Source organism: Oceanococcus sp. HetDA_MAG_MS8, assembly GCA_019192445.1.
GTDB lineage: Bacteria > Pseudomonadota > Gammaproteobacteria > Nevskiales > Oceanococcaceae > MS8.
In genome coordinates this window covers 129789-151073 of record JAHCMK010000003.1, presented here as the reverse complement: position 1 = coordinate 151073, position 21285 = coordinate 129789, and the positions used below count along the sequence as shown (strand labels likewise).

The 21285-nt window shown below is 60.5% G+C and carries 24 protein-coding genes and 1 tRNA gene; 6 read left to right on the top strand and 19 right to left on the bottom strand.

All coding sequences use genetic code 11. From position 1 onward, the window contains the following. Positions 1 to 40: 40 nt before the first annotated feature. Entirely contained in the window at positions 41 to 706 is a 666-nt protein-coding gene (locus KI787_06465) for a DUF1826 domain-containing protein (protein MBV6629587.1), read from the bottom strand. Next, a complete protein-coding gene (gene zigA, locus KI787_06460) occupies positions 706 to 1953 on the bottom strand; it encodes a zinc metallochaperone GTPase ZigA (GenBank protein MBV6629586.1) in 1248 nt (415 codons plus the stop codon). Before zigA ends, KI787_06465 begins: the two co-directional genes overlap by 1 nt. 83 nt (positions 1954 to 2036) lie before the next feature. Here zigA and dksA point away from each other — a divergent pair, with 83 nt between their 5' ends. The 3 genes from dksA to KI787_06445 all read left to right on the top strand — a co-directional run bounded on the left by dksA (position 2037) and on the right by KI787_06445 (position 3227). Next, positions 2037 to 2504 (top strand): RNA polymerase-binding protein DksA, encoded by a 468-nt coding sequence (gene dksA / locus KI787_06455; protein MBV6629585.1) that lies wholly within the window; start codon positions 2037 to 2039, stop codon positions 2502 to 2504. Positions 2505 to 2641: 137 nt separating this feature from the next. Next, positions 2642 to 2980 carry a MerC domain-containing protein gene (locus KI787_06450; protein ID MBV6629584.1) on the top strand — a complete coding sequence of 113 codons (339 nt, stop codon included), beginning with the start codon at positions 2642 to 2644 and terminating at the stop codon, positions 2978 to 2980. Between the two features lie 170 nt (positions 2981 to 3150). Further along, positions 3151 to 3227, top strand: a tRNA-Arg gene (locus KI787_06445). Positions 3228 to 3419: 192 nt separating this feature from the next. Here KI787_06445 and KI787_06440 read toward each other — a convergent pair. From KI787_06440 to KI787_06370, 15 genes are all read right to left on the bottom strand, one after another. Continuing rightward, positions 3420 to 3962 carry a DNA-binding protein gene (locus KI787_06440; protein MBV6629583.1) on the bottom strand — a complete coding sequence of 181 codons (543 nt, stop codon included), beginning with the start codon at positions 3960 to 3962 and terminating at the stop codon, positions 3420 to 3422. A gap of 232 nt (positions 3963 to 4194) precedes the next feature. Then, positions 4195 to 4380 (bottom strand): hypothetical protein, encoded by a 186-nt coding sequence (locus KI787_06435; protein ID MBV6629582.1) that lies wholly within the window; start codon positions 4378 to 4380, stop codon positions 4195 to 4197. Positions 4381 to 4530: 150 nt separating this feature from the next. Next, positions 4531 to 5655: an FAD-dependent oxidoreductase gene (locus KI787_06430; GenBank protein ID MBV6629581.1), complete on the bottom strand. Its 1125-nt coding sequence runs from the start codon at positions 5653 to 5655 to the stop codon at positions 4531 to 4533. Then, a complete protein-coding gene (locus KI787_06425) occupies positions 5652 to 6287 on the bottom strand; it encodes a class I SAM-dependent methyltransferase (protein ID MBV6629580.1) in 636 nt (211 codons plus the stop codon). Before KI787_06425 ends, KI787_06430 begins: the two co-directional genes overlap by 4 nt. Beyond that, complete coding sequence (locus KI787_06420; GenBank protein ID MBV6629579.1) at positions 6280 to 6711, bottom strand: rhodanese-like domain-containing protein; 432 nt, start codon at positions 6709 to 6711, stop codon at positions 6280 to 6282. The genes KI787_06425 and KI787_06420 overlap by 8 nt, the downstream gene beginning before the upstream one ends. Then, entirely contained in the window at positions 6708 to 7271 is a 564-nt protein-coding gene (locus KI787_06415; GenBank protein MBV6629578.1) for a rhodanese-like domain-containing protein, read from the bottom strand. Before KI787_06415 ends, KI787_06420 begins: the two co-directional genes overlap by 4 nt. 112 nt (positions 7272 to 7383) lie before the next feature. Further along, positions 7384 to 8037 (bottom strand): peroxiredoxin, encoded by a 654-nt coding sequence (locus KI787_06410; protein ID MBV6629577.1) that lies wholly within the window; start codon positions 8035 to 8037, stop codon positions 7384 to 7386. Between the two features lie 180 nt (positions 8038 to 8217). Further along, the gene (locus KI787_06405; GenBank protein ID MBV6629576.1) at positions 8218 to 8688 is read right to left on the bottom strand and encodes a DUF3365 domain-containing protein; all 471 of its coding nucleotides are present in this window, start codon (positions 8686 to 8688) and stop codon (positions 8218 to 8220) included. A 197-nt stretch (positions 8689 to 8885) separates the two neighbouring features. Then, positions 8886 to 11105: a cation-translocating P-type ATPase gene (locus KI787_06400; protein MBV6629575.1), complete on the bottom strand. Its 2220-nt coding sequence runs from the start codon at positions 11103 to 11105 to the stop codon at positions 8886 to 8888. A 17-nt stretch (positions 11106 to 11122) separates the two neighbouring features. Further along, the gene (locus tag KI787_06395) at positions 11123 to 11716 is read right to left on the bottom strand and encodes a c-type cytochrome (protein ID MBV6629574.1); all 594 of its coding nucleotides are present in this window, start codon (positions 11714 to 11716) and stop codon (positions 11123 to 11125) included. Next, positions 11709 to 12368, bottom strand: coding sequence for a cbb3-type cytochrome c oxidase subunit II (locus tag KI787_06390; protein MBV6629573.1), 660 nt, complete (start codon positions 12366 to 12368; stop codon positions 11709 to 11711). The genes KI787_06395 and KI787_06390 overlap by 8 nt, the downstream gene beginning before the upstream one ends. Beyond that, positions 12365 to 14035: a cbb3-type cytochrome c oxidase subunit I gene (locus KI787_06385; GenBank protein ID MBV6629572.1), complete on the bottom strand. Its 1671-nt coding sequence runs from the start codon at positions 14033 to 14035 to the stop codon at positions 12365 to 12367. Before KI787_06385 ends, KI787_06390 begins: the two co-directional genes overlap by 4 nt. Next, positions 14032 to 14415, bottom strand: a complete 384-nt coding sequence (locus KI787_06380) for a hypothetical protein (GenBank protein MBV6629571.1) — start codon at positions 14413 to 14415, stop codon at positions 14032 to 14034. Before KI787_06380 ends, KI787_06385 begins: the two co-directional genes overlap by 4 nt. Next, positions 14412 to 16160 carry a sulfate permease gene (sulP, locus tag KI787_06375; GenBank protein ID MBV6629570.1) on the bottom strand — a complete coding sequence of 583 codons (1749 nt, stop codon included), beginning with the start codon at positions 16158 to 16160 and terminating at the stop codon, positions 14412 to 14414. The genes KI787_06380 and sulP overlap by 4 nt, the downstream gene beginning before the upstream one ends. Before the next feature lie 6 nt (positions 16161 to 16166). Next, positions 16167 to 16865: an MBL fold metallo-hydrolase gene (locus tag KI787_06370; GenBank protein ID MBV6629569.1), complete on the bottom strand. Its 699-nt coding sequence runs from the start codon at positions 16863 to 16865 to the stop codon at positions 16167 to 16169. Positions 16866 to 16965: 100 nt separating this feature from the next. Here KI787_06370 and KI787_06365 point away from each other — a divergent pair, with 100 nt between their 5' ends. Continuing rightward, positions 16966 to 18213 (top strand): NAD(P)/FAD-dependent oxidoreductase, encoded by a 1248-nt coding sequence (locus tag KI787_06365; GenBank protein ID MBV6629568.1) that lies wholly within the window; start codon positions 16966 to 16968, stop codon positions 18211 to 18213. Positions 18214 to 18253: 40 nt separating this feature from the next. Here the strand turns inward: KI787_06365 and KI787_06360 are convergent, their stop codons facing one another. Then, a complete protein-coding gene (locus tag KI787_06360; GenBank protein ID MBV6629567.1) occupies positions 18254 to 18676 on the bottom strand; it encodes a YeeE/YedE family protein in 423 nt (140 codons plus the stop codon). Then, on the bottom strand, positions 18673 to 19107 hold the full coding sequence (locus KI787_06355) for a YeeE/YedE family protein (GenBank protein MBV6629566.1): 435 nt from the start codon (positions 19105 to 19107) through the stop codon (positions 18673 to 18675). The genes KI787_06360 and KI787_06355 overlap by 4 nt, the downstream gene beginning before the upstream one ends. Before the next feature lie 79 nt (positions 19108 to 19186). On the opposite strand from KI787_06355, the gene KI787_06350 reads away from it, so the two are divergent. Both KI787_06350 and KI787_06345 read left to right on the top strand, forming a co-directional pair. Beyond that, a complete protein-coding gene (locus KI787_06350) occupies positions 19187 to 19462 on the top strand; it encodes a metal-sensing transcriptional repressor (protein MBV6629565.1) in 276 nt (91 codons plus the stop codon). Positions 19463 to 19512: 50 nt separating this feature from the next. Further along, entirely contained in the window at positions 19513 to 21240 is a 1728-nt protein-coding gene (locus tag KI787_06345; GenBank protein MBV6629564.1) for an SLC13 family permease, read from the top strand. Positions 21241 to 21285: the final 45 nt, after the last annotated feature.

The following is a 21285-nucleotide window of genomic DNA, read 5'->3' as shown; positions in this document are numbered from 1 at the left end:
CCTTAGTTTACTGCCCTGCTCTAAGTTCTGCCCCACAGACTTATGCCCCTGCTGGGTCGACGCTGAGTACCAAGCGGCGTTGCCCCGGAAGCAATGGGGGTGAGCGATGCACCACCCCGCAACCATCGTTGCCATGCCAGCCCTCGCCCTTCAGGAGCACGGCATCACCCGTTTGCACGCTTTGAACATCATAGCCGGGGCGAATCAGGCCACAGCTCTCATCACAGACCTCGGCGGCACGCGGCCCCAACCAACTGCGATCGACGCCGGCGTGCTCCAGCCATTGGGTGGCAGGCCCGAGATAGGTGCAGACGAGGCGCACGCCCAAGCGGTCCACATGAAACCGAGGGCAACTGGCCCGATCGGCCACTTCCAACCGCAAGCCCAATGCAGGCGGCTCGAATAGATCCATCATCATGTTCAGTAACCGCTCTATGTCGGCAATGAGCATAGACGCTGCCGCCCCCTGTGGCAGACGCGCCTTGAGTTCCTCGCATAAAGCCTGGGGCTGCCCAGATGCGCGCACACCAAGATAGGGCGCGGCGGTGACGATGGACTGCGCCGCATCGTGCATGGCTTCATCGCCATTACGCTGCCAGCAGGCCAGGTTCACGGTGGGCTCATAAATCTCGGCCCAAATCGCCGCTTGCTCACTGCTGACCCCAATGGGACTGAATGTAGAGGCGGCAACGGCTGAGGATGTCATTAGGCCGCCTCCTCACTCACCCAGGCCGGGAAAGGATCGTCAAGTTGTGCCCACGCGGTAGGGCCAGCCTTCCACTCGGCATCGGTTAACAGCGCCGAATCTAACTCTGAGCGCATCCTTTGCTCGTCCAGCCCCTGACCGATGAATACCAGCTCTTGCCGCCGATCACCGACCTCATCCAGAGTTTTCTGCATGATCTTTTCTCGTGTGATCGGGTCTTCTGGCCAGTGCTCTTGCGGAATAGCAGCCCACCAATAGCCAGCAGGGGCATAGCGCAGAATGCCGCCGGCCTGCGACCACTCACCCGCTAAATTCGGCCGGGTCGCCAGCCAAAAGAAACCCTTGGAGCGCAGCAATGTGCCCGGCCAGTTGTTGGCCGTCATCAGATCAAAGAAGCGTTGGGGATGAAATGGACGGCGCGCCCTGTAGACGAAACTTCCAATGCCGTATTCCTCGGTTTCTGGCACATGCTCGCCGCGCAGTTCGGCCAGCCACCCTGGGGCCTGCTGGGCTCGCTCCATAGAAAACAAGCCTGTGTTGATAACTTCCGCCAGGGGCAGGCGTCCAAACTGTGCTGTCACAATCCGGGCATGCCGATTGAGGCTACGCAAAACCTCCTGCAGCCGCTGAGCTTCGGCCTGGCTCACCAGGTCCAGCTTGTTCAGCACAATGACATCCGCGAATTCCACTTGCTCAATGAGTAAGTCGGCCACGGTGCGCTCATCGTCCTCACCTAAACTTTGGCCGCGATCATGGAGGTCGTCTGCACGCTCCATATCTTGGGAAAAATTCACGGCATCGACCACCGTCACCATGGTGTCCAGCCGTGCAATGTCATTGAGCGACTGCCCGTGTTCATCTCTGAAGGTGAAGGTTTCGGCCACGGGCAGTGGCTCCGAGATGCCAGTGGACTCAATCAGCAATGCATCAAACCGACCCTCACGCGCCAAACGGGACACCTCATCCAAAAGGTCCTCACGCAAGGTGCAACAAATGCAGCCATTAGACATTTCCACCAGGCGCTCTTCGGCCCGGTTCAGGCTGACTTGTTGATTGACCGAGTCGGCATCAATGTTGACTTCGCTCATGTCATTAACAATGACAGCCACACGTAAGCCCTCACGGTTTTGCAGAACATGATTGAGCAGCGTGGTTTTACCGGCACCGAGAAAACCTGAGAGCACCGTCACTGGTAGGGATGCATTGGAAGCATCGGTGGAACGTTGGTCGAGGTCGTCTTGAGTCATAGCAATGTTTCTACGGATAACTTGTTATAACATATCACTAATTATTAAAGAAGCATGCCTGCATGAGTAATCCCTTCCCAACCATGACTTCCAACGTGGCCTCAGGCGCAGCCAACTCAGGGCAAGCGGAGCGCCCATCCGCGCTGGAAATGCGGTACCAACCAGCCACACCGGACGAGGAATACATGTGCGCCAGCCAGCGCGACTACTTCCGGCGCAAGTTGCAGCTCTGGCGTGAGGAGTTATTGCTTGAAGCTCAAGCCACTATCGATGACATGCGCAGTGATGCGCATTTTGAAGTGGGCGATGAATGTGACCGCGCTAGCCGCGAGTCGTCCCAAGCCTTGGAACTGCGTACCCGAGACCGTCACCGCAAGCTATTGCGGAAAATCAACCAGGCCCTTCTACGCATTGACTCCGGTGATTACGGCTACTGCGAAGTCAGCGGCGAACCCATCGGTATTGCGCGTTTGGATATTCGTCCCGTGGCGACCTTAAGCGTTGAAGAACAAGAAGCCCGCGAAATTGAGGAGCGCCATCGTCGTGGCTGAGTACTGTGCCCTACTCGTTGACCTACCCAACAGCCAGCCAACCCAAGAGCGCACCAGCCTTGCACCCTAGAACCCCACATACTCAACACGCGCAGGCACCAGCCCCGCTAGCTCAGCATTCAGACTGGGCGGGCATCTTGCTGAGTGCACTCTGCGCCGTGCATTGCTTACTGCCGGTGTTAATGCCCTGGATGGCACTCGCGGGGTTTGGCGCCTTAGTGTTTAGCCCAGATTACGAACCCTGGCTCAAACTCGGCGCCATCGCCCTCGGCGTTACGGTTCTGACGGCTGGTTTCTTACGCCACCGTCGCGCTCAACCAGCGCTCTTTGGCCTGTTAGGGCTGGCAGCCATGCTGCTGGCCTCAAAAGTACCCCATGCACTGGAGCCACTCATGGTCGGCACAGCCGCAACTTTACTTTGCCTGGCCCATTACCGAAATTGGCGCCATCTCAACGCAGGCCCTCGCAAACGCTAACTTCCGTCTCTGCTCGCGATCACGTACAATCGCGCCCTGCGCAAAGGGCGGCATACGACACCTACCTTTGTTGCTGTACAGCACCACGCGCCCGTAGCTCAGCTGGATAGAGTACTGCCCTCCGAAGGCAAGAGTCATTGCGATAAAATCTGCGAAGAGAAAGAGTCAAAGCGCCCGTAGCTCAGCTGGATAGAGTACTGCCCTCCGAAGGCAGGGGTCGCAGGTTCAAATCCTGCCGGGCGCGCCAAATCAAGCACTTAGCGTAGTTTATCAAGCAGTCTTGATGTCTTTTGGACATCAATCTGCCTCATCTCATGACTGCTGCTCGATTCCGCCTCTCGGGTCCATGATTCCCGTTGAGACCATGTAGCGACCACGACGGGGCCACCTGAGACCACACCTGGTGAAGGTCGGTCGCTGGTGACTATTGCTCTCGGGGCTAGGTTGCACACTGCACCAAATCCGTCCGATATGCGCCGTTGACTGCGGGAGACGCCTTGAGGAGCTCGTAAGCTCGGCGAAGCTCCTCGAGTCGACTCTCCGCAATCAGACGCGCCTCGCGCTCCGCCTTGATGTCCGCTTGGGTGGAGCTAGAGAGCGTCTGAAGCTGTTCATGCCGAGCACTAATTTCGTCGACCTGCTGCAGCGCTTGATCTAGGTCGCGTTCCAACTCAGTGGTGCGTTTGTCGGAAGCGGCTATCGCTTGCTCGATCTGATCGTTCGCCCAAGTCTCACACAACACCCACATGGAAGCGCATGCGTGTTCTGCCTGCTTCAAGAATCGATCAGGGATTCGATGCATAGCATCGCGCGCTCGCATTCGATCAGCGCGCCATTTTCTCAGCGCACGTCCCAGGCGCTCATTGCTGCCGCCAATTTCACGGGAGAGCTCGGCGACAGTTGGCTCCCGCCCGTGCTCTGTAAAGTAGTCACTGATGTACTGGTAGATTTCCTCATCAGTGTTGTCGGGTTTTCGAGCCATTGCTCCAGCCTCCAAGCATTGCGGAATCCAATCGTTCCGGAATGATCCCGAACGATGATTCGCAGGTAGACCTGCGATTTCAGAGCAAGGCTGTCATAAATCTGAATATCGGCTTGGCGGTTTTACGCCAATGGCTCGGCGGCCATGTCTATTGCTGATCTGTTCACGCGTGGACAGCAGGTTACCGACGGCGCTCGAGTTGCTGAGCCGGCCAAGGCACAATTTCGAGTGGCTAACTCTCTGGCTGCCGATCAGCCCAGTCCGGGTTGTGTGACGCGCCGAGGTCCTCGGCTGACATGTCGAAGAGTGCATCAACAGCCGCTATTGATTCCGGCGTGTTCATCTCTTTCAACAGAGCCGAAAAATACTCATCTACCGATTTCTCTTGTTTCGTAACTTTCTGGCCATTCTGCGGCATGTTTTTTAACTCCGATCTTGACCAACAACCGATGCGCGCAGTCTACCGATTGAACAGGCCGCAGACAGCCCAAAGCTGCCGGTCAAATCTCGTCTGTCGCTAGCGTGCCACCCTTATCGCATGGGCACGGCGCTACCTAAATCTCTCCGGTCAAGCTCGATACTTCTCCATAAACCGCCGGTCAATCCGGTCCTTCAGCCAATCAGCGATGCGCCCCAGCCACCAGAACCTCCACCATGTCAGTAAGCCGCGTCCATCGCCCAGATTCAGGATGGCTAGCCATATGCGCTGCGGCTTGTAGGCCTTGAGAGGCTTTCCCTGAACGTTCGCAAGCAGGTTGTGATGAATGATGGCGGCGGCCCGGACACCGAACACACCCAGCTTGGGTAGGTCACGCGGCGCAAAGTCGGCACAATCGCCTGCGGCAAATACACGCGCGTCGTCCACGGATTGCATGTATTTGTTGACACGCAGGCCTGCCCGGCTTGCGCTCAGGCCCAGTTCGCGGGTGAGGGCCTTGGCTTGCAACCCCACAGCGGCCAGCACATGCTCGCACGCGATGGATTCGCCGGTTTCTAATTCCACACCGCGCGCGTTGATGCGTCTTGCACGCATCCGCAGACGCAGTTTGATCCCAAACCCCTTGAGGACACGCAGCAACGCGCGGGACGCGCCGGACGGGGCATCGGGTAGCAGGCGCTCGCTGCTGGTGATGAGCGTGACGTTCGGCAACACGCCTGCACGCCGGGCGAGGCCGGCTAGATTGGCAGTCAGTTCGCTGCCGGTTGCACCACCGCCAATAACTGCAACGGGAGGCATCTCGCCCGTCTCTCGCATGGTCTGCTCAAGGAGTTGTCGCAGTTCGTAGAGCGGAGGGATCGGCTTGACAGGCCAGATCCGCGGACCGTTTCCGGCAGGCTCCAGACCACTGACGTCCACCTCGCTGCCCACATTGAGCGACAGCCAGTCGTAGTCGATGGTCTCGCCTGAACTCAGCGTGAGCCGGCGTGCTGACGTGTCCACGGCATCAACCCGGTCGTGAATGAAGCGGCCACCGCGCCGCCGGATCAGTTCATCAGGATCGATCTGATCGTCCTCCGGTGCGTAACGGCCACCGAGCAAGCCTGTGGCCATGCCGGAATACCAGAACTTGCCAGGGTCAATCAGCACGACCTCAGCGCCGACTTTCGCGTAGTCCGCCGCTTGATTGGCGATGTACAGGTGGGCGTGCCCGGCACCTACCAAAACGATGGTGTGGCGTTTGTTTGCCGTCATCGCTTGTGCGCGACGCCGCGGCTGTTGTACGTCATGGGACGTGGGCCGCGCAGGTACCGCTGATCGATGTCATCGATCGCAAAGCCGCTGTCCAGCAGCAGGCCGCGCGTGTCGCGCGTCAGGTGACACCCCCCTACAAAAGGCTTCCAGATCGGCTCGATTCGGTGCTGCCACCGGCGCACCGTTGCGTCGGGTGCCAGCCCGTGTTCCGAAAATAACAGCTTGCCTGTGGGTTTCAGCACACGGCGAAATTCGGCCAGCGCGGCCTGCGGGTCGGGAATCGTGCACAAGGTGTAGGTGCATACAACGCTGTCCACGCTGGCGTCGTCCAATGGGATTGTTTCTGCCGAGAGCGCCAACGGCTCAACTGGCAGGTCGATGCTGGCCAGGCGGCGTTTTGCCAGCGGATGCCAGGCGAGTGATGGGTCCAAACCGAGCAGTGAGTCCACTTGGCTGACGTTGTAGTGGCGCAGGTTGCGACCAGTGCCGATGCCGATTTCCAGCACCCGGCCGCTGGCCAGCGGTACCACCTTTGCGCGCTGGCGCTCCACGGCCGGCAGGCCGCAGGCGCAGTCAATCAACCACGGCAGGATGCGCCGTTCGTAGAATCCTGCTTGTAGGGTACTACTCATCGTCGGGTTCGGTGGGCAGCCCGGCGGCGGCCAGCTCGGCGTAGCCACCAGGTTTGAGCACCCGAATGTCGGTGAAGCCAGCCTGCGCAAACTGCTGGCTGGCCCGTGTCGCCCGCCCACCAGACTTGCAGTGCAGCAACACGGGCTGGCCGCGATCCAGGTCCGACATTGGCAGCGCTTCATCCAGCGTGGACAGCGGCAGATGCTGCGCAGCCTGCAAGTGGCTTGCGGCCCACTCGCGATCCGTGCGCACATCGATGACGGTGATTCCATCTTGTGCGGCGGCTACCGCAGCGTCCACCGTGACAAATTGCACGGATGCCTCGGGTGCGGCCTGGCCGGAACACGCTTGCGTGACGACCATCAGGCCGGCCATCACCAGCGCGAGCCATCTTGGTCTGGTCCTTTGAAACACTTGGTTCATGAGCTCTCCTCCGTTTGATCGGTGTCCACTTCGGGCGGGTTCTTGCGTGGCATCAACTTGCCCCAGATCGCGTTGTAGGAATGGATACGATCCACCGGCCCACTGGCGTTCTCGAGTGGCCCATGCGCGCCATGCCAGCGAAAAATGCCGCCCCGCAAATTGGCAACGCCTTGGCCGCCCGCCTCGCGCACAGCGTCCTCCATGCGACTAGCCACCTTGGTACTACGCTGCCCGACTGAGCAGTAGAAGAGCACGCGTTTGTCGGCGAGCGTGTCTCCGACGACTTGTGTAAACGTCTCGATATCGGCATCTGGCGGGATGCGCACGGCACCGGGCAAGTGGCTGACCGCGAATTCGTCGGGCTCGCGAACATCCAATACCACCCACTCGGCGGGGTCATTTGCCAACGCAACCTTTGCCTCATCGACTGTGACCTCTGGAATGTCGTAACGCACGTCGACCAGCCATTCCATGCGCCCAAGCCCGTCAGCCGTTGCCACGTTCCCTACTAAATAGACGATGGCCACGGCAGCCAGCGGGAACCATCTCACTCGACTCATGGTGAGCGCCGGATGAGATTCGCATGTCGCGTGTCCCACAGAGCAATCCGTCTACCGACTATGCGGTTTTCCTCCAGCGTACGCCGGAGCAAACCCAGTAATTGGTCTAACTCTAGTCACCCAGACTCGCCGTGCGCAGGTAAGGCAACTTAATGTCGATATCGCCAAACTTGGCCTTGGCATCGTCATCGTTCAGCGACAGAGCCACAATGACGTCCTGCCCGTGCTGCCAGTTGGCAGGTGTGGCGATCGGCTCCCCGTAGGTGGCCTGCAAGGCATCCAGAGCACGCAGCACTTCCGCGAAATTCCGCCCAACTGACATCGGGTAGGTCATCGACAATTGCAGCTTCTTGTCGGGGCTGAAGATGAAAACGACCCGAACACTTGCAGAGTCGGCAGCCGTTCTTCCATCTGGCAAATAGGCATCAGCGGGCAGCATGTCGAGCGCCTTGGATACCTCCAGCGATTCATCGGCGATGATCGGAAAACCGGCCTTCGCACCGCCGAACTGTTCAATATCGACTTTCCACGCCTTGTGTTCTTCAACGCCGTCCACGGACAGCCCGATAACCTGCGTATTCCGCTTGGCCCATTCATCAGCAAGTTGAGCGACCGCACTGAATTCAGTGGTACACACGGGCGTGAAGTCTTTGGGGTGGCTGAACAAAATTGTCCATTTGTCACCAATAAAGTCATGGAGTTTGAAGTCGCCCTGATCCGTCTGCAGATCAATATTGGGCACTGTTTCGTTGATGCGAATAGCCATTAGTCGTTTCCTCTGGTTCTGAAAGCGCCGGGGCGTCATTTGAAAGAAATCGGTTCGGAGCCTGTTCCAAACTGCCTTGCTCAAACAAGGCGAGATATACCCCCATAGGTATGCAGATAGGCTAGTCTCGACGCATCAGTCAGTCCAATGATTCGTTTCTACGGTCTTGATAGGCGCTTTCTATTTGTTCGACAGCCGTGACTCCGCTGGTCGGGTCAGCTCCCATCGCGCCCAGAATGTGCCTCGCAGTTCTCCTTCTGAGAATCCAGTGGCACGATCTTCTGGATAGAGCACATCAATTCTCCGCTCCAGCGACGGTGATAAGGACGCACCATGGCAAGCAAGGCAGCCGTGTTGTGTCGGTATGCCTTGGAGGTAGATCAGGCTGTTGGTATCCGGTCGCAAAACACGTGATGGTGGCGGCTCACCGCTTTGGTGACTTGCCATGAAGTCATCGAGAACTGCGGCAACGTCGTCGTCCGGTGCGTTGTCCGGGTTCCGTAGTTTCTGCGCGGTACGACCGAGCCCGACGAGCTGCCAGCCACTGTCCGGCGCGGCCTGCTGCGCCACCGCGGCCGAAATAAGCGGTGCCTGAATACTGCAAACCGACAGCGCCTGAACTGGGCCACTTGATTCAAGTGCTGCCTTCAAGGTGCTAGACAGCGGCTGGACAAGTGCCCTTGCCCAGGCAGACCCAGCTATTTCGGGTGTGCCGACACCGCTGGGCCCCGGTACGAGCGTTTCCGAGTCTTCGGCCGCCAAGGCAACTGGGCCAAGAAACGCCCAGATGAAGTGGGTGCAAAAAACCATCACCAGCCGGTGAAGCGTGCGCGATTTTATAGTTCCGTTCACAAGCAGCCCTGATAGTTGGCGACGTGTTCTGGTTCGGAGCGCGATAACACGCGAATCCGCAAACTGTTGGCGAGCACGCTGAGCGTACTTGCGACCATCGCAACTGCCGCCCACACGGGTTGGATACCGCCCAAAATGGCCACAGGCACAAGGATCGCGTTGTAGATCAGGGCCCAGGCAAGGTTCTGCAGCAGGATCCGTCGGCTGCGGCGCAGCAGTGCAACCAATCTCGGGAGTTGCTCCACCCCGCCGCGTAGCAATCCAATCGCACTCGCCGAGCGTGCAAGTTCGGTTGCCGAGGCAACGGCGACACCAATATCCGCGGCGGCCAAGGCCGGCCCGTCGTTCAGGCCATCGCCGACGAAGATGACGCGCTCGCCGCCTTTCTGGCGCGCTGCAATGATCTGTTTTTTGCTTTCTGGCGAGCACCGGCTCGTGCCCGGCACATCCAATGCATTGGCAACCGCTTGCACAGGACCTGGCCCATCGCCACTGAGAATTCTTGTGTTGATGCCCATTGCGGCCAACCGCTTGATCGCGTCGCTGGCACCCGGTCGCAGTGCATCGGCAAGTTCGATGCGCCCCAGACAGTGCTCGCCTCGTGCAACCCAGACTTCGCTAGCATCGCTTGGCTGATGGATAGGGAGTTGAATTCCGTGCGCCTGCAACAAGTCTGCGGCGCCCACCAGCAAGCGCTCACCCGTTGCTGACTGCGCGATAATTCCTTGGCCGGCACGTTCGACTGCCTGGCTGACCTGGTCGGCACGGGAAATATCGGCTGCCTCAACGATGGCACGGGCCAGCGGATGTGTTGAATTGGCCTCGACCTGCGCGGCGATGGCTAGCACCTCGGTTGGGCTGAAATCGTCCTGCGGCACAACAGAGCGCACCCGTGGTTGGCCAACCGTCAGCGTTCCGGTCTTGTCGATGAATGCAGACTGCAAGCTGCCGGCCTGCTCAATGGCAGCAGGGTCTCGGAGAATCGCTCCAAGGCTGCGCGCCGCCGCTGTCGTTCGTGCAACCGCCAGCGGTATCGCCAAAGACAGCGCGCACGGGCAGGTGACGACGAGCACAGCCAGTGCCCGCTGCACCGCAGTCTGCGCGCCCAGCCCTTGGAATAGTGCCAGCGCGCCGGCGGCCACGCTGGCCAGCACCATCGCCGGAACCACGCGATATGCGATACGGTCAACGGTGCGAGCCAGCGCGCTCTTGGCAATCACCAATCTCCGGACTTCAGCTGCGAGCGCGTCGATGCCCCGGTGCCCGCCACCGGCAGAAACGCGCACGGTAATCGCCGAATCCAGCACAACGCAGCCTGCATCTACGCGGTTACCGTCAGCAACCGGAACCGGCCTAGATTCACCCGTCAGCACACTGGCGTCAACATGGCCACGACCATCAACAACGACGCCATCTGCCGCAATGCGTTCGCCAGCCCGGCAAACAATGTAGTCGCCCGGCGTCAAATCTCGTGCAAGCACCGACTCGGCTTGCTCGGTCGCACCGCCAGATTTGCGCGGATCGGCAGACGGCACGCGCATTGCCCTGTCTGGAGCCAGCTCCAACAGGGCCCGCATGGCGTCGGTGGCCTGTCGGCGCACGTGAAAATCGGTCAGGCGTGCAATCAGTTGGAAGGTGATGAGCATCACCGCGGCATCGGCATAGACCACGGGGATGCCGAGCGCCAGATTGGCAACCGAGACAACGCTGGCAGCCAGTACCGCCAGCGTGATCATCGCGTCCATGCCCGGTGCCCCAACACGCACGCTGCGCCAGGCCATTTGGTAGAACCGGCTGCCGCTGTACAGCACCACGGGTATAGCAAGTATGCAAGTAGCGAGCGCCAACCACCAGGCACCATCGCCAGCCGGTACTTGGCCCATGTATCCGGCAATGCTCGCCAGCATGACCCACATGCCCAGCGCGATGGCCACGCACAGGCGAATCACCAGATTGGTTTGAAAAGCGTTTCGGGAGTGCGGCGCATTTAGGTTCCCGCCGCTTTGGTCCAGATTGCGTGCGGAGTACCCAATGTGCTGGACGCGATCAACAAGCCGCTCGACCGGGGCTGACTCGGTGTCGTGCTCAACCACCGCCGCATCACTGATGAACGATACGGCGGCTGTTTGCACACCCGGCATACCGACAAGCGCGCGCTCGACAGTCGCCGCGCAGCCACCGCAGAACATCCCGTCAATCGCGAGCGTGCTACGCATTGACCGCGCGGTCTCCGCTATTGGCCTGGGTCTGCGATAGTTGCCCGCAGCTCGCTGCCGCTGTTCCACGGGCCCCGATCCGGATACGACTCGCGTCCAACTGCCACATCGCTATCACTAACGGGTGACGCCGCGTTTGACCAGCTCCCGCGGATGTACGAAACCACCGCAGCTAGTTCACCGTCTGAGAGTTGGGCGAACCCTGGCATCACGCCCTGATAGCGCTGGCCATTCACCTGCATCTCACCGTTAATCCCGTGCAGCAGAATCTGGATGGGGAGCTCCGGCGCGTTTACTACCCACTCGGAACCGTCCAGCGGCGGAAACACGCCAGCCAAGCCCGCGCCGTTGGCCTGATGACACGAGGCACAGTTGCCAGCGTAAACCGCAGCTCCGTCTATGGCGTCACCCGACGCCTCAACTATGGGGGTGCGCATGTCGCCGGCCGCCACTGGATATCCGGTCTGGAAGAAGAAGTAGGCTGCGCCCCAAGCGATTGCCACGAGCGCGATGATGGCGAACCACCATGGCACTGGATTGTGCAGCTCGTCAGGCTCAATCGTTTCGCGCGCGGCAATGCCGGTTGCCTTGTCGGTTTGCCGCTCACTCATCATTGGTCTCCGAGTCGCCGGTTGCCTGGTCGACAACAACGTCACTGGCGGCCTCGGTGGCCGGTTCCGTCGGGATTTCACTGACGGGGTAGGTGCGATCCAGTGATTTCAGATACGCAACAAGATCCATCGCCCCCGGGCGAGCGACGACGGTTGCGCCCACCGGCTGGTAGTCCTCCGGCAGTTTGACGACCTTGTCGTCGGCAACGACCACGTCGGTTAGATCGAACAGAAACGGATATGCCGGCATCGTGCTGCCTGGCACCACCGCACGCGGTTGATACAAGTGCGTCAGGTGCCAGTCCACGCTTGGCTGACGTGCGCCGATGTTGAGCAGGTCAGGTCCCGTGCGCATGGTGCCCAGCAGGTGCGGCTCGTCGTAGTAATAGTCGGCCGGTACGGAGGGGCGCCCCCAGCCGCGGGCACCGTCAGGCGCCTGCTTGGGGTCGCGCGGTTGCTGGCTGTGGCAGTACACGCAGCCCAGCGACACATACAAGTCTCTGCCCCGCTGCTCGGCTTTGGTATACGGAGCCAAACCCTCCGGAGGCGTGATGCCCGCGCGGATCTGCACCGTCGGCATCACCACAAGCAGCAGGGTCGCATACAGCAGGATGAGCGCCGCGCCTGCAAAAATACCAAGAGCGCGTGTCATGCCGCACCTCCGTTACGCTGGAAGCGGCCAAGCAGGCGCAAGGGCTGCTCACGCTTCAAGCCTCCGCGCTGCACGGCGACAAAGAAGTGCGTGACGAACACCGCATGCCCCAGTGTCATCAGCACACCGCCAACAGACCGCGCAATCAAATACGGCTGCGTGATCGCCACGGAGTCCATAAAGGGCACGCTCGCATCGAGCATGGCCAGCCCTTGCTTGAGCCCGCCCACGGTCAGCGGCCAGAAGTAGACGGCGAAGCCGCCAAATGCAAGCCAGAAGTGCGCCACGATGGCTGTCTGATACGGCCACTCCCAGTTCATCAGCCGCGGCATGATGAAATAGATCGAGCCGAACATGACAAACGAGAAGAACCCGTACATCCCCATGTGCGCGTGCGCCACGGTGTAATGCGTGAAGTGGGTGACGGTATTGACGCTGCGAAGCGCCTCAATCGACCCCTGCACGGACGCGAACGTGTACATCATCGCGCCCAACACCACAAAGCGGAGCGTGGGCGAGTGCAGCAGCAAGCGCCAGTGGGGTGCGACGGTCATATGGTGATTGATAGCGACCGCCAGCACGGGGATCACCATCATCACGCTTGTGACGATTGACAACGAGACCAGCCAAGTGGGAACCGGGCCACCAATCAGATGGTGGATGCCCACCTGGCTGTAGAACAGCGCCAAGGCCCAGAAACCGATGAGCGATAGCGAGTAGGAGTAGATTGGCGCGCCAACGATCTTGGCGATGAAATAGTAGGCAGCAGCCAGGGCTAGCGGCGTCATCCAGAGCCCCAGCACGTTGTGAGCAAACCACCAGTTGAGGATGGACTGCTCAGTGCCCGAGAACAGGCCGGGCACGTTGGCCGTCAGGAACAACATGGGGAACCAGACCAATGCGGCGATCAGATACCAGCTACTCACGTACAGGTGCTGCACGCGCCGGCGCAGCAAAGTCAGAATCAGCGGAATCGCAGCCAGAGCCCCGCCAATCACCAGTGCAATGTCCACTTGCCAGGGAATCTCGAGCCACTCCAGGCCATCGCTCGCGCCTGCGATGATGGCTACCGTACCGAGCAGTACACCGATGTTCCAGGCCACGCCACCGGCGGTTGCGAAGTGACCACCGACCAGCGTGGTCTTGAACAACCGCGGAATCAGCCAGATACCCACCCCCACACCTGCCATGGAGGCCCAGCCGTAGGCAGCAACATTCAGGTGTGCGGGCCGGATGCGGCCGAACGTGAGGATCGCCTCGGAGACCAGCCAGTCTGGGGCGTGCAGCTTGATGGATGCCACCACACCAAGCACCGAGGCAAGCAACAGCCAGATCATGGACGACGACAACCACACCAGCACAGGTACTCGGCTGGATTGATCGAATCGCATGCGATCGGTGAGTTCGCCTGCATCTTCATTCGGCCCGGCCTCGTCTGGTTCATCGCCGGGGAGTACAGGGTTGCGCTTTCGCTGCATTTCAGCGCGATCCGTTGCTGGCGTGGCCGGGTCTTCAACGCGGCCAACCTCGCCATCGGCAAAGATCATCTGCGCGGCTTTCTGCCCCATCCCGAACTGATCATTGGTCACAGCCCAGATCAACAGAAACAGACCGCCGATCGAGATCAGGAAGGTCATCGACAGCAAAAAAGCGATCGCAACGGTCATACGGAACCACCCGTCTCGACAGGCTTATCCGCGGCCATCCAAGCAGTGATGCCGCCAGCCATGGAGATGGGGTTCTCTACGCCAAGCTCGCGCAGCGTCTTGGCTGCCAGCAATGATCGGCGGCCGCTCTTGCAGTAGACCAGCACCGGCTTGTCCGCATGCTGAGTGAGTGGCGCGCAATCCACGCAGGCCATCTCCAGCCGGCTGCGCGGCAAGCTGATTGCGCCCGGGATGCGCTGCGTCAGGTATTCGTCGTCCTCACGCACGTCCAGCAGCAGAAAGCCGGTCAGGTCAGCGGGGTCGATGGTGTCGGCGTGACGCTGCTCGACGACGTCTTCGGCGCTGCCGAGCAGCGCCTGTACAGCAGATTTCAGGTTCATGTAATGCCCTCCGTGGGCTCAGGTGCCGGAGCCAATGCTTCAACGGCACGATGGGTTGTCAGAAAGATGTGCTCAGGGCCAATCACGCGCCCGAGCGCCGACTGATTGAGGCGATCCATGACCGGGCCCTTGACCTCGGCCAAGTGCAACGTGATGCCGGCGGCCTGCAGGTCATCAGCCAAGTGCTCCAGCACTTCGAGTGCGCTGCTGTCGATGTAGCTGACGGCGGAGAGCACCAACAGTACGTGCTGGATGCGGCTGCTGGCCTCCACGTGCTCCATCAGGTATGCCTCGACAGCTTCAGCGTTGGCAAAGTACAGGTTCTCGTCGATCCGGACGATCAGCAGCCGTGGATCGGTCTCGACGACATGGCGGCAGACGTTGCGGAAGTGCTCGGTCCCCGGCACGCGGCCGATGACCGCCATGTGCGGTTGGCTGGTGCGCCACAAATACAGCGCCAGTGACAGGCCGATGCCCACTAGCAGCCCGGCCTCGATGCCCACGGCGAGCACGGCCAATGCAGTTGCCACCAGTGCGACGCCATCGGCTCGGTCATAGGCCCACACACGACGCGCGCCTGGCACGTCGATCAGCTTGGCGACGGCCACAACAATGATGGCCGCCAGCACCGCGTTGGGCAGATAGTGAAACCACGCAGTGAAGAACAGCGCCACGATGGCAACCAGCCCTGCCGTGATGATGGCGGCGAGCTGCGTGCGAGCACCGGCGTCAAAATTGACCACCGAGCGGGAGAAGCCACCTGCAACCGGCATGGTGCCCGCGACCGCAGCGGCAACGTTGGTGACGCCTAGCGCAGTCAGTTCCTGATTGGCGTCAATTTTCTGCCGCCGCCGCGCGGCGAGCACCTTCGCCACAGACACGCTTTCCACGTAGCCGACCAGGGCAATCAGTACGGCCGATGGCAACAGATCGATCCAGCCGCTTGCTGTCAGAAATTCCAGCGTCGGCATCGGCAGGCCGCCTGGAATCGAACCAACAATCGCCACACCTGCAGCGGTATCCGCCTGAAGAGTCGCTGCGATTGCGGTCGCGACACACACGATGACCAGCGGCGCGGTGCGAGACGTGATTCCAGCCGCACGCTTCGATAAACCGAACTGAACGAGCAGGTGCTGCAAGGGCCGCTGCGCCAGCAACAGCAGCACGACGGAGGCCACGCCAAAGGTCAGCGTTTCAGCATTGAATTCGCCCAGCCGCATGACGATCGCATGCACAGTTTCGAAGCCGTCGCCGCGCGGTATATCAATCCCCGTCAGATGCTTGAGCTGGCTAGTGATGATGAGTACCGCTGCGCCCGTCGTGAAGCCCGACAGCACCGGGTGGCTGATGAAGCTAACCAAAGCGCCCAGCCGGAACACGCCAAGCGCCAGCAAAATCAACCCGGTTTCAGCGGCGAGAATCAGTGCGCCAGTCAGGTACTTGGCCTGGTCGCCATCCGCGTAGGCCGACAGCGCGCTGGCCACCATGAGGGCTGCCACTGCTACCGGGCCGACGGCAAGCGCCCGGCTGCTGCCAAAAAAGGCATAGACAAACGGCGGCACGATGGAGGCGTACAACCCCATCTCGGGCGGTAGGCCGGCGAGCAGCGCATAAGCCATGCCCTGCGGAATCAGCAGGATTGCCGTGATGACACCGGCCAGCAGGTCGTCGCCAAACGCGCCCCGATCCGGCGCATTCATGTGCGCGAACAGCGGGAACAACCGAGCTGGGAAGCGTGCCGGCATTGTTTGCTATGCCGCTTGCCCGCAGGCCAGATTCGCCGGCACCGCAACGTCCATCAGCTTGGGGTTGGGTAGATTGAGGTTGTTCATGATGTCCACGTACTCGGCCTCGGACTTGCCAGCCAGGCGTGGGTTGAAGTGCTTTTCTTCAAAGATCGAGGACACTGACCAACCCTTGTAGTCGTGCGCGGGGTAGACAAGCGTGTCATCGCCCAGGGCAAACAGTTTGTTGGTGATGGAATCCCAACTGCGATGCGGGTCACCACCTTGAAAATCGGTGCGCCCCGAGCCGCGAATCAGCAACACGTCGCCGGTAAACACCGCGTCCATGGCGGCATGCTGGAGATGAAAGCTGAAGGATTCGTCAGTGTGGCCGGGCGTGTACAGCGCGTGCAGGCGGATGCCGTCCACATCCACCACATCGCCCTCGGACACATGGTCGGACACGCACTCGGCCTTGGTGAACTCGCCCATCAGCGTCACGCAGTTAGTGGCCGTGCGCAGGTCACCCAGCGCGGTGACGTGATCGGCGTGGGTGTGCGTATCTATTGCGCGCACGAGCTTCAGTTCAAGCTGCTCAATCAGGCCGAGATAGGTCTCGGTGTGCTCCTTGACCGGGTCGATGATCAGGGCCTCTCGGCCACGGCCGGAGGCGATCAGATAGGTGTAGGTACTGGAGGTGTCGTCGAAAAGTTGGCGAAAGAGCATGGGAGCCTCCTTGCAATGGGTTCACAAAAGCATATGCTTATAACCAAATGGTAAAGCCATACCCGCATGGGTATCAAGGCGAAACGAACGGAGGCAACCAATGCACCAGCAAGATCCCAACACCAACACAGACCACACGCATGTCGTCGTCATTGTCGGCGGGGGCGCAGGCGGCCTCGCAGTGGCTGCGGGCTTGCTGCGAGCGCAGCCTGACCTGGACGTGGCAGTGATCGAGCCCAGCGACGACCACTACTACCAGCCCGGCTGGACCCTTGTAGGCGGCGGTGCAATGAGCGCTGCGGCCACGCACCACGCCGAGCGCGATCACATGCCTGACAAGGCAACTTGGATCAAGGACGCCGCTGCGTCCTTTGAGCCGGACAGTAATCGCCTCACGTTGGCCAGCGGCAAGACGGTCGGCTACAAGGTGCTGGTGATGGCGGCTGGCTTGCAACTGGACTGGGACAAGATCGATGGCCTGACTGAGTCGCTCGGCAAGAACGGTGTCACGTCCAACTACCGCTTCGACCTCGCGCCGTACACCTGGCAACTGACGCAGCAGTTCAAAGGCGGCGATGCGGTGTTCACCCAGCCGTCCATGCCGATCAAGTGTGCTGGTGCGCCGCAAAAAGCGATGTATCTGTCGGCCGATCACTGGCGCAAGCAAGGTGTGGCGGCCAACGTGCATTTCTACAACCAGGGCGGCGGGATGTTCGGCGTGCCGTTGTACGCCAAGGCCTTGGACAAAGTGGTTGCCGACTATGGCATTCACACCCACTTTGGGCATAACCTGATCGCTGTAGATGGTGCCGACAAGCGCGCCACATTCCATACGGAGAATGGCGACGTGGAAGCCAGCTTCGACATGCTACACGTGGTGCCGCCCCAGAGCGCGCCAGACTTCATCAAGGCTAGCCCGCTGTCGGACGACTCTGGTTGGGTGACGGTGGACAAGAACAGCCTGCGCCACGATCAATACGAGAACGTGTATGGCCTGGGCGATTGCACCAACACGCCCAATGCGAAGACGGCAGCAGCCGTGCGCCGGCAGTTTCCGGCGGTTGTCAGTGGCGTCTTGGCCAAGCTCGGCCACGGGAACGGCGCCGAGCGCTATGACGGCTACGGTGCCTGCCCACTCACGACCGAGCGCGGCAAGGTGATGTTGGCGGAGTTTCGCTATGGCGGCGAAGTCGTTCCCAGTTTCCCGCTGGACCCCACCGTCCCCCGCCGCTTGCAGTGGGTGATGAAACGGCGCTTTTTTCCCTGGCTTTACTGGAATGTGATGCTGGCGGGCAAGAACTGGGACAAGCCGTCACCGAAGCCCCGCCCGAGCGTGGTCAGCGGCTAAGTCGAGTGGTCTGAGTGCCACTGACGGCCACTCGGGCGGGTCATGCCTGAAAGTGGCTGACCAACCAGCTACCGATTAGCATCGCCAGCAGGAAGATCAGTATTGCGCCTGCGCCAGAGAGCGTGGCAGCAACCGCAGGCCCTGGGCACAATCCTCCAAGCCCCCAACCAACCCCGAACAACGCGGCACCGGCAATTAGTCGGCCGTCCACGTCATTGAGTGTGGGCAGATGAAAGCGTCCGTCCAACAACGGTGCCGGGCGCTTCAGTACGAAGCGAAACGCCGGGATGGTGATGAGCAGAGCCCCGCCCATCACCAGGGCAAGAGTGGGGTCCCAATGCCCTGCCACGTCGAGGAAATTCAGCACCTTTGCTGGGTTGACCATCTGCGAGATTGCCAGCCCAAGCCCGAACAGCACGCCCGCGATGAGTGCGGCGAGGCCCCGCGCAGTGCCCGCACTCATACCCCGCCTCCGACAACATGCCGAACGATGAAAACCGTGGTGCCAGCGGTTGCCATGAATACGATGGTTGCGATCATCGAGCGAGCCGAGAGCCGACCAATGCCGCAGACCCCGTGCCCGGATGTGCACCCGGAACCCAGCCGCGTCCCAATGCCAACCAGCAGGCCCGCAGCCGCCATGACTGGCCACGCCGCTTGGACAGAAACACCCAAGCTGCCCGTCGAGACCATGTAGACCGCTGCGCCGGAAACCAAGCCAACGACGAACAACAGACGCCAGGCCCATTCGCCCCGTGCTGGCGCGAGCAACCCACCCACAATGCCGGAGATGCCGGCGATCCGCCCATTGGCGAGCAGCAGCAGCACTGCGGACAGGCCGATCAGCAAACCGCCTGCCAAGCCAGTGAGGGGAGTAAATGCAGTTGTATCCATAAAGCGTGCGCCAGTAGACTTTGGCTAATAAGCGTAGGCATACCCCTATGGGCATGCAAGTTTGATGACTGGGGATGCAATGGCAACCGATTGGGACGATAAACGCAGCGCGATGATTGCGAGGCTCAAGCGCGCTGAAGGGCAGATCCGCGGCATTCAAAAAATGGTGGATGCCGGCGAAGAGTGCGAGAAGCTGGCCATTCAGATGACCGCAGTCCGGCGCGCCTTGGATAAAGCGTTCTTTGAAATGATGGCCTGCGCCGTCACGCAGGAAGTCGAGCGCCACCAGCCCATCACCGGCGAGCTTGAAGCCGGCGTTGCCGACGTCACCCGCATCCTTGCCAAGTACGGCTAGTGTCAGCCGCCATGCTGCCCACCGAAAGCATGTGGGCAATCGCGATCCTTGTGGCGTGCCTTGTCGGTTTGGCGCGGTACCGCAACGCTCCCGACATCATCATGATGGCGGGCCTGACGGCCATGCTTTCGCTAGACATCGTCCAGATCGACTCAGGCCTGGCCGGCTTCTCCAACGAGGGCATGCTGACAATCGCCGGGCTCTACGTGCTGGTTGCTGGTCTGCGCGAGACTGGGATTGTCGATCGCATCGGCGTCATCGCATTGGGACAACCTAGCGGTACTAAGCGATCCATGCTGCGCATGTTCGTTCCGGTCGCTGGCAGCTCTGCGGTCGTCAACAACACGCCTATCGTGGCGGTCTTCATCCCCGCCGTCATGGATTGGTGCAAGCGGCACAGCTTGTCGCCAAGGATGTTTCTGATGCCGCTCTCTTTCATTGCGATTGCTGGCGGCACCTGCTCGTTACTGGGCAGCGCGACAAACGTGATCGCCAATGGTTTGCTGGTTGACGCTGCGGGTGATGGGCTGGGCTTGTTTCAAACCGCTTTTGTCGGCATTCCGCTTCTATTGATGACTGCGCTCTACCTCTGTGTGGCTGCGCCAGTGATACTGAAGAGCACACCACAGCTACCTCGCGATGAGGCGCACCTTGGCGCACAGTTTTACGCAACTGAGTTCGTGGTCAGTGAAGACAGCGAGATTGTTGGGAAGAGCGTAGAGCGTGCAGGCTTGCGCCACTTGGCCGGGGTTTACCTCGCGGAAATCGTCCGGGGTACTGAACGGCTCTCAGCTGTAGGCCCGGCGACCATAATTGCCGCCGGTGACCGTTTGGAATTTGTTGGAGACGCGACCCGAATTGCCGATCTGCAACGCATTCGTGGGCTGGTTCACTCGGACGCTGGAGCCGCTGCCGTTTCACAGCAGCATTGGTACGAGGCCGTCGTGTCATCGCAATCGGGTTTTGTCGATCAGCGCATTCGCGATTGCGAGTTCAGAACTGTCACTGGCGCTGTCATCGTGGGCGTGCGGCGCGGGGGCAAGCGCCTATCCGGAAGAAAAATCGGCGACATTGTTCTGCAGTCTGGCGACACCTTGCTGCTCTCTGCATCACGACCGCTGAGACCGTCCGTTACCGCCGGACATTTTTTGCTCGTTCGCGAAGTTGGGGTGTATCACCCAGCAAGGTCGCGCCGCGGCACGCTGGCAGCCGCAGTCTTTGTGGCCGTAGTGGGCAGTGCCGCAGTCGGAGCCATCCCGTTGTTGGCCGCGACCTGGATTGGCGCAGGCCTAATGCTGGCGCTACGTTGCGTGACGCCCCAGGCTGCACGGCGCGCGGTGGACTATCGAGTGCTAGTCGTGATCGCCGCTGCGATCGGTGTCGGCAATGGACTGGTGGAATCGGGCTGCGCGGACGCAATCAGTCAGTGGTTGCTCGCATCGACAGCAACCGGTGAGGTAAGCACAACGTTCGCTGTCGGTGTGATTTTCGCACTCACTTGCTTGCTCAGCTCCGCAATCACCAACAGCGCTGCGGTCATCATTCTTTTTCCCATCGCGTTGGAATACGGAACAACCGCCGGTTTGTCGCCCGTGGCTGTAACCGTCACGCTGATCGTTGGTGCGTCCGCGAGTTTCGTCACTGCTATCGCTTATCAGACCAATTTGATGGTGCAAGGCATCGGTCGATACTCCGCGATGGATTTCGCCAAACTGGGACTGCCGCTTGTGTGCTTATTCTGGGTGGCCGCAGTTGCGCTCGTTCCCCATGTTTATTGATTAGGTAGGGAAGATTGCTTGACCGGCGGCTTTTGGCACTTGGTC

Coding starts and splice junctions, on each gene's coding strand:
- zigA (MBV6629586.1), bottom strand. CDS start 1,953: ATGACTCAAGACGACCTCGACCAACGTTCCACCGATGCTTCCAATGCA.
- KI787_06390 (MBV6629573.1), bottom strand. CDS start 12,368: ATGACACGCGCTCTTGGTATTTTTGCAGGCGCGGCGCTCATCCTGCTG.
- KI787_06465 (MBV6629587.1), bottom strand. CDS start 706: ATGACATCCTCAGCCGTTGCCGCCTCTACATTCAGTCCCATTGGGGTC.
- KI787_06360 (MBV6629567.1), bottom strand. CDS start 18,676: ATGAGTGCGGGCACTGCGCGGGGCCTCGCCGCACTCATCGCGGGCGTG.
- KI787_06435 (MBV6629582.1), bottom strand. CDS start 4,380: ATGCCGCAGAATGGCCAGAAAGTTACGAAACAAGAGAAATCGGTAGAT.
- KI787_06355 (MBV6629566.1), bottom strand. CDS start 19,107: ATGGATACAACTGCATTTACTCCCCTCACTGGCTTGGCAGGCGGTTTG.
- KI787_06385 (MBV6629572.1), bottom strand. CDS start 14,035: ATGACCGTTGCGATCGCTTTTTTGCTGTCGATGACCTTCCTGATCTCG.
- KI787_06370 (MBV6629569.1), bottom strand. CDS start 16,865: ATGCTCTTTCGCCAACTTTTCGACGACACCTCCAGTACCTACACCTAT.
- KI787_06425 (MBV6629580.1), bottom strand. CDS start 6,287: ATGAGTAGTACCCTACAAGCAGGATTCTACGAACGGCGCATCCTGCCG.
- KI787_06410 (MBV6629577.1), bottom strand. CDS start 8,037: ATGGCTATTCGCATCAACGAAACAGTGCCCAATATTGATCTGCAGACG.
- KI787_06400 (MBV6629575.1), bottom strand. CDS start 11,105: ATGCGTAGCACGCTCGCGATTGACGGGATGTTCTGCGGTGGCTGCGCG.
- KI787_06420 (MBV6629579.1), bottom strand. CDS start 6,711: ATGAACCAAGTGTTTCAAAGGACCAGACCAAGATGGCTCGCGCTGGTG.
- KI787_06395 (MBV6629574.1), bottom strand. CDS start 11,716: ATGAGTGAGCGGCAAACCGACAAGGCAACCGGCATTGCCGCGCGCGAA.
- KI787_06350 (MBV6629565.1), top strand. CDS start 19,187: ATGGCAACCGATTGGGACGATAAACGCAGCGCGATGATTGCGAGGCTC.
- KI787_06380 (MBV6629571.1), bottom strand. CDS start 14,415: ATGAACCTGAAATCTGCTGTACAGGCGCTGCTCGGCAGCGCCGAAGAC.
- KI787_06430 (MBV6629581.1), bottom strand. CDS start 5,655: ATGACGGCAAACAAACGCCACACCATCGTTTTGGTAGGTGCCGGGCAC.
- sulP (MBV6629570.1), bottom strand. CDS start 16,160: ATGCCGGCACGCTTCCCAGCTCGGTTGTTCCCGCTGTTCGCGCACATG.
- KI787_06440 (MBV6629583.1), bottom strand. CDS start 3,962: ATGGCTCGAAAACCCGACAACACTGATGAGGAAATCTACCAGTACATC.
- KI787_06415 (MBV6629578.1), bottom strand. CDS start 7,271: ATGAGTCGAGTGAGATGGTTCCCGCTGGCTGCCGTGGCCATCGTCTAT.
- KI787_06365 (MBV6629568.1), top strand. CDS start 16,966: ATGCACCAGCAAGATCCCAACACCAACACAGACCACACGCATGTCGTC.
- dksA (MBV6629585.1), top strand. CDS start 2,037: ATGACTTCCAACGTGGCCTCAGGCGCAGCCAACTCAGGGCAAGCGGAG.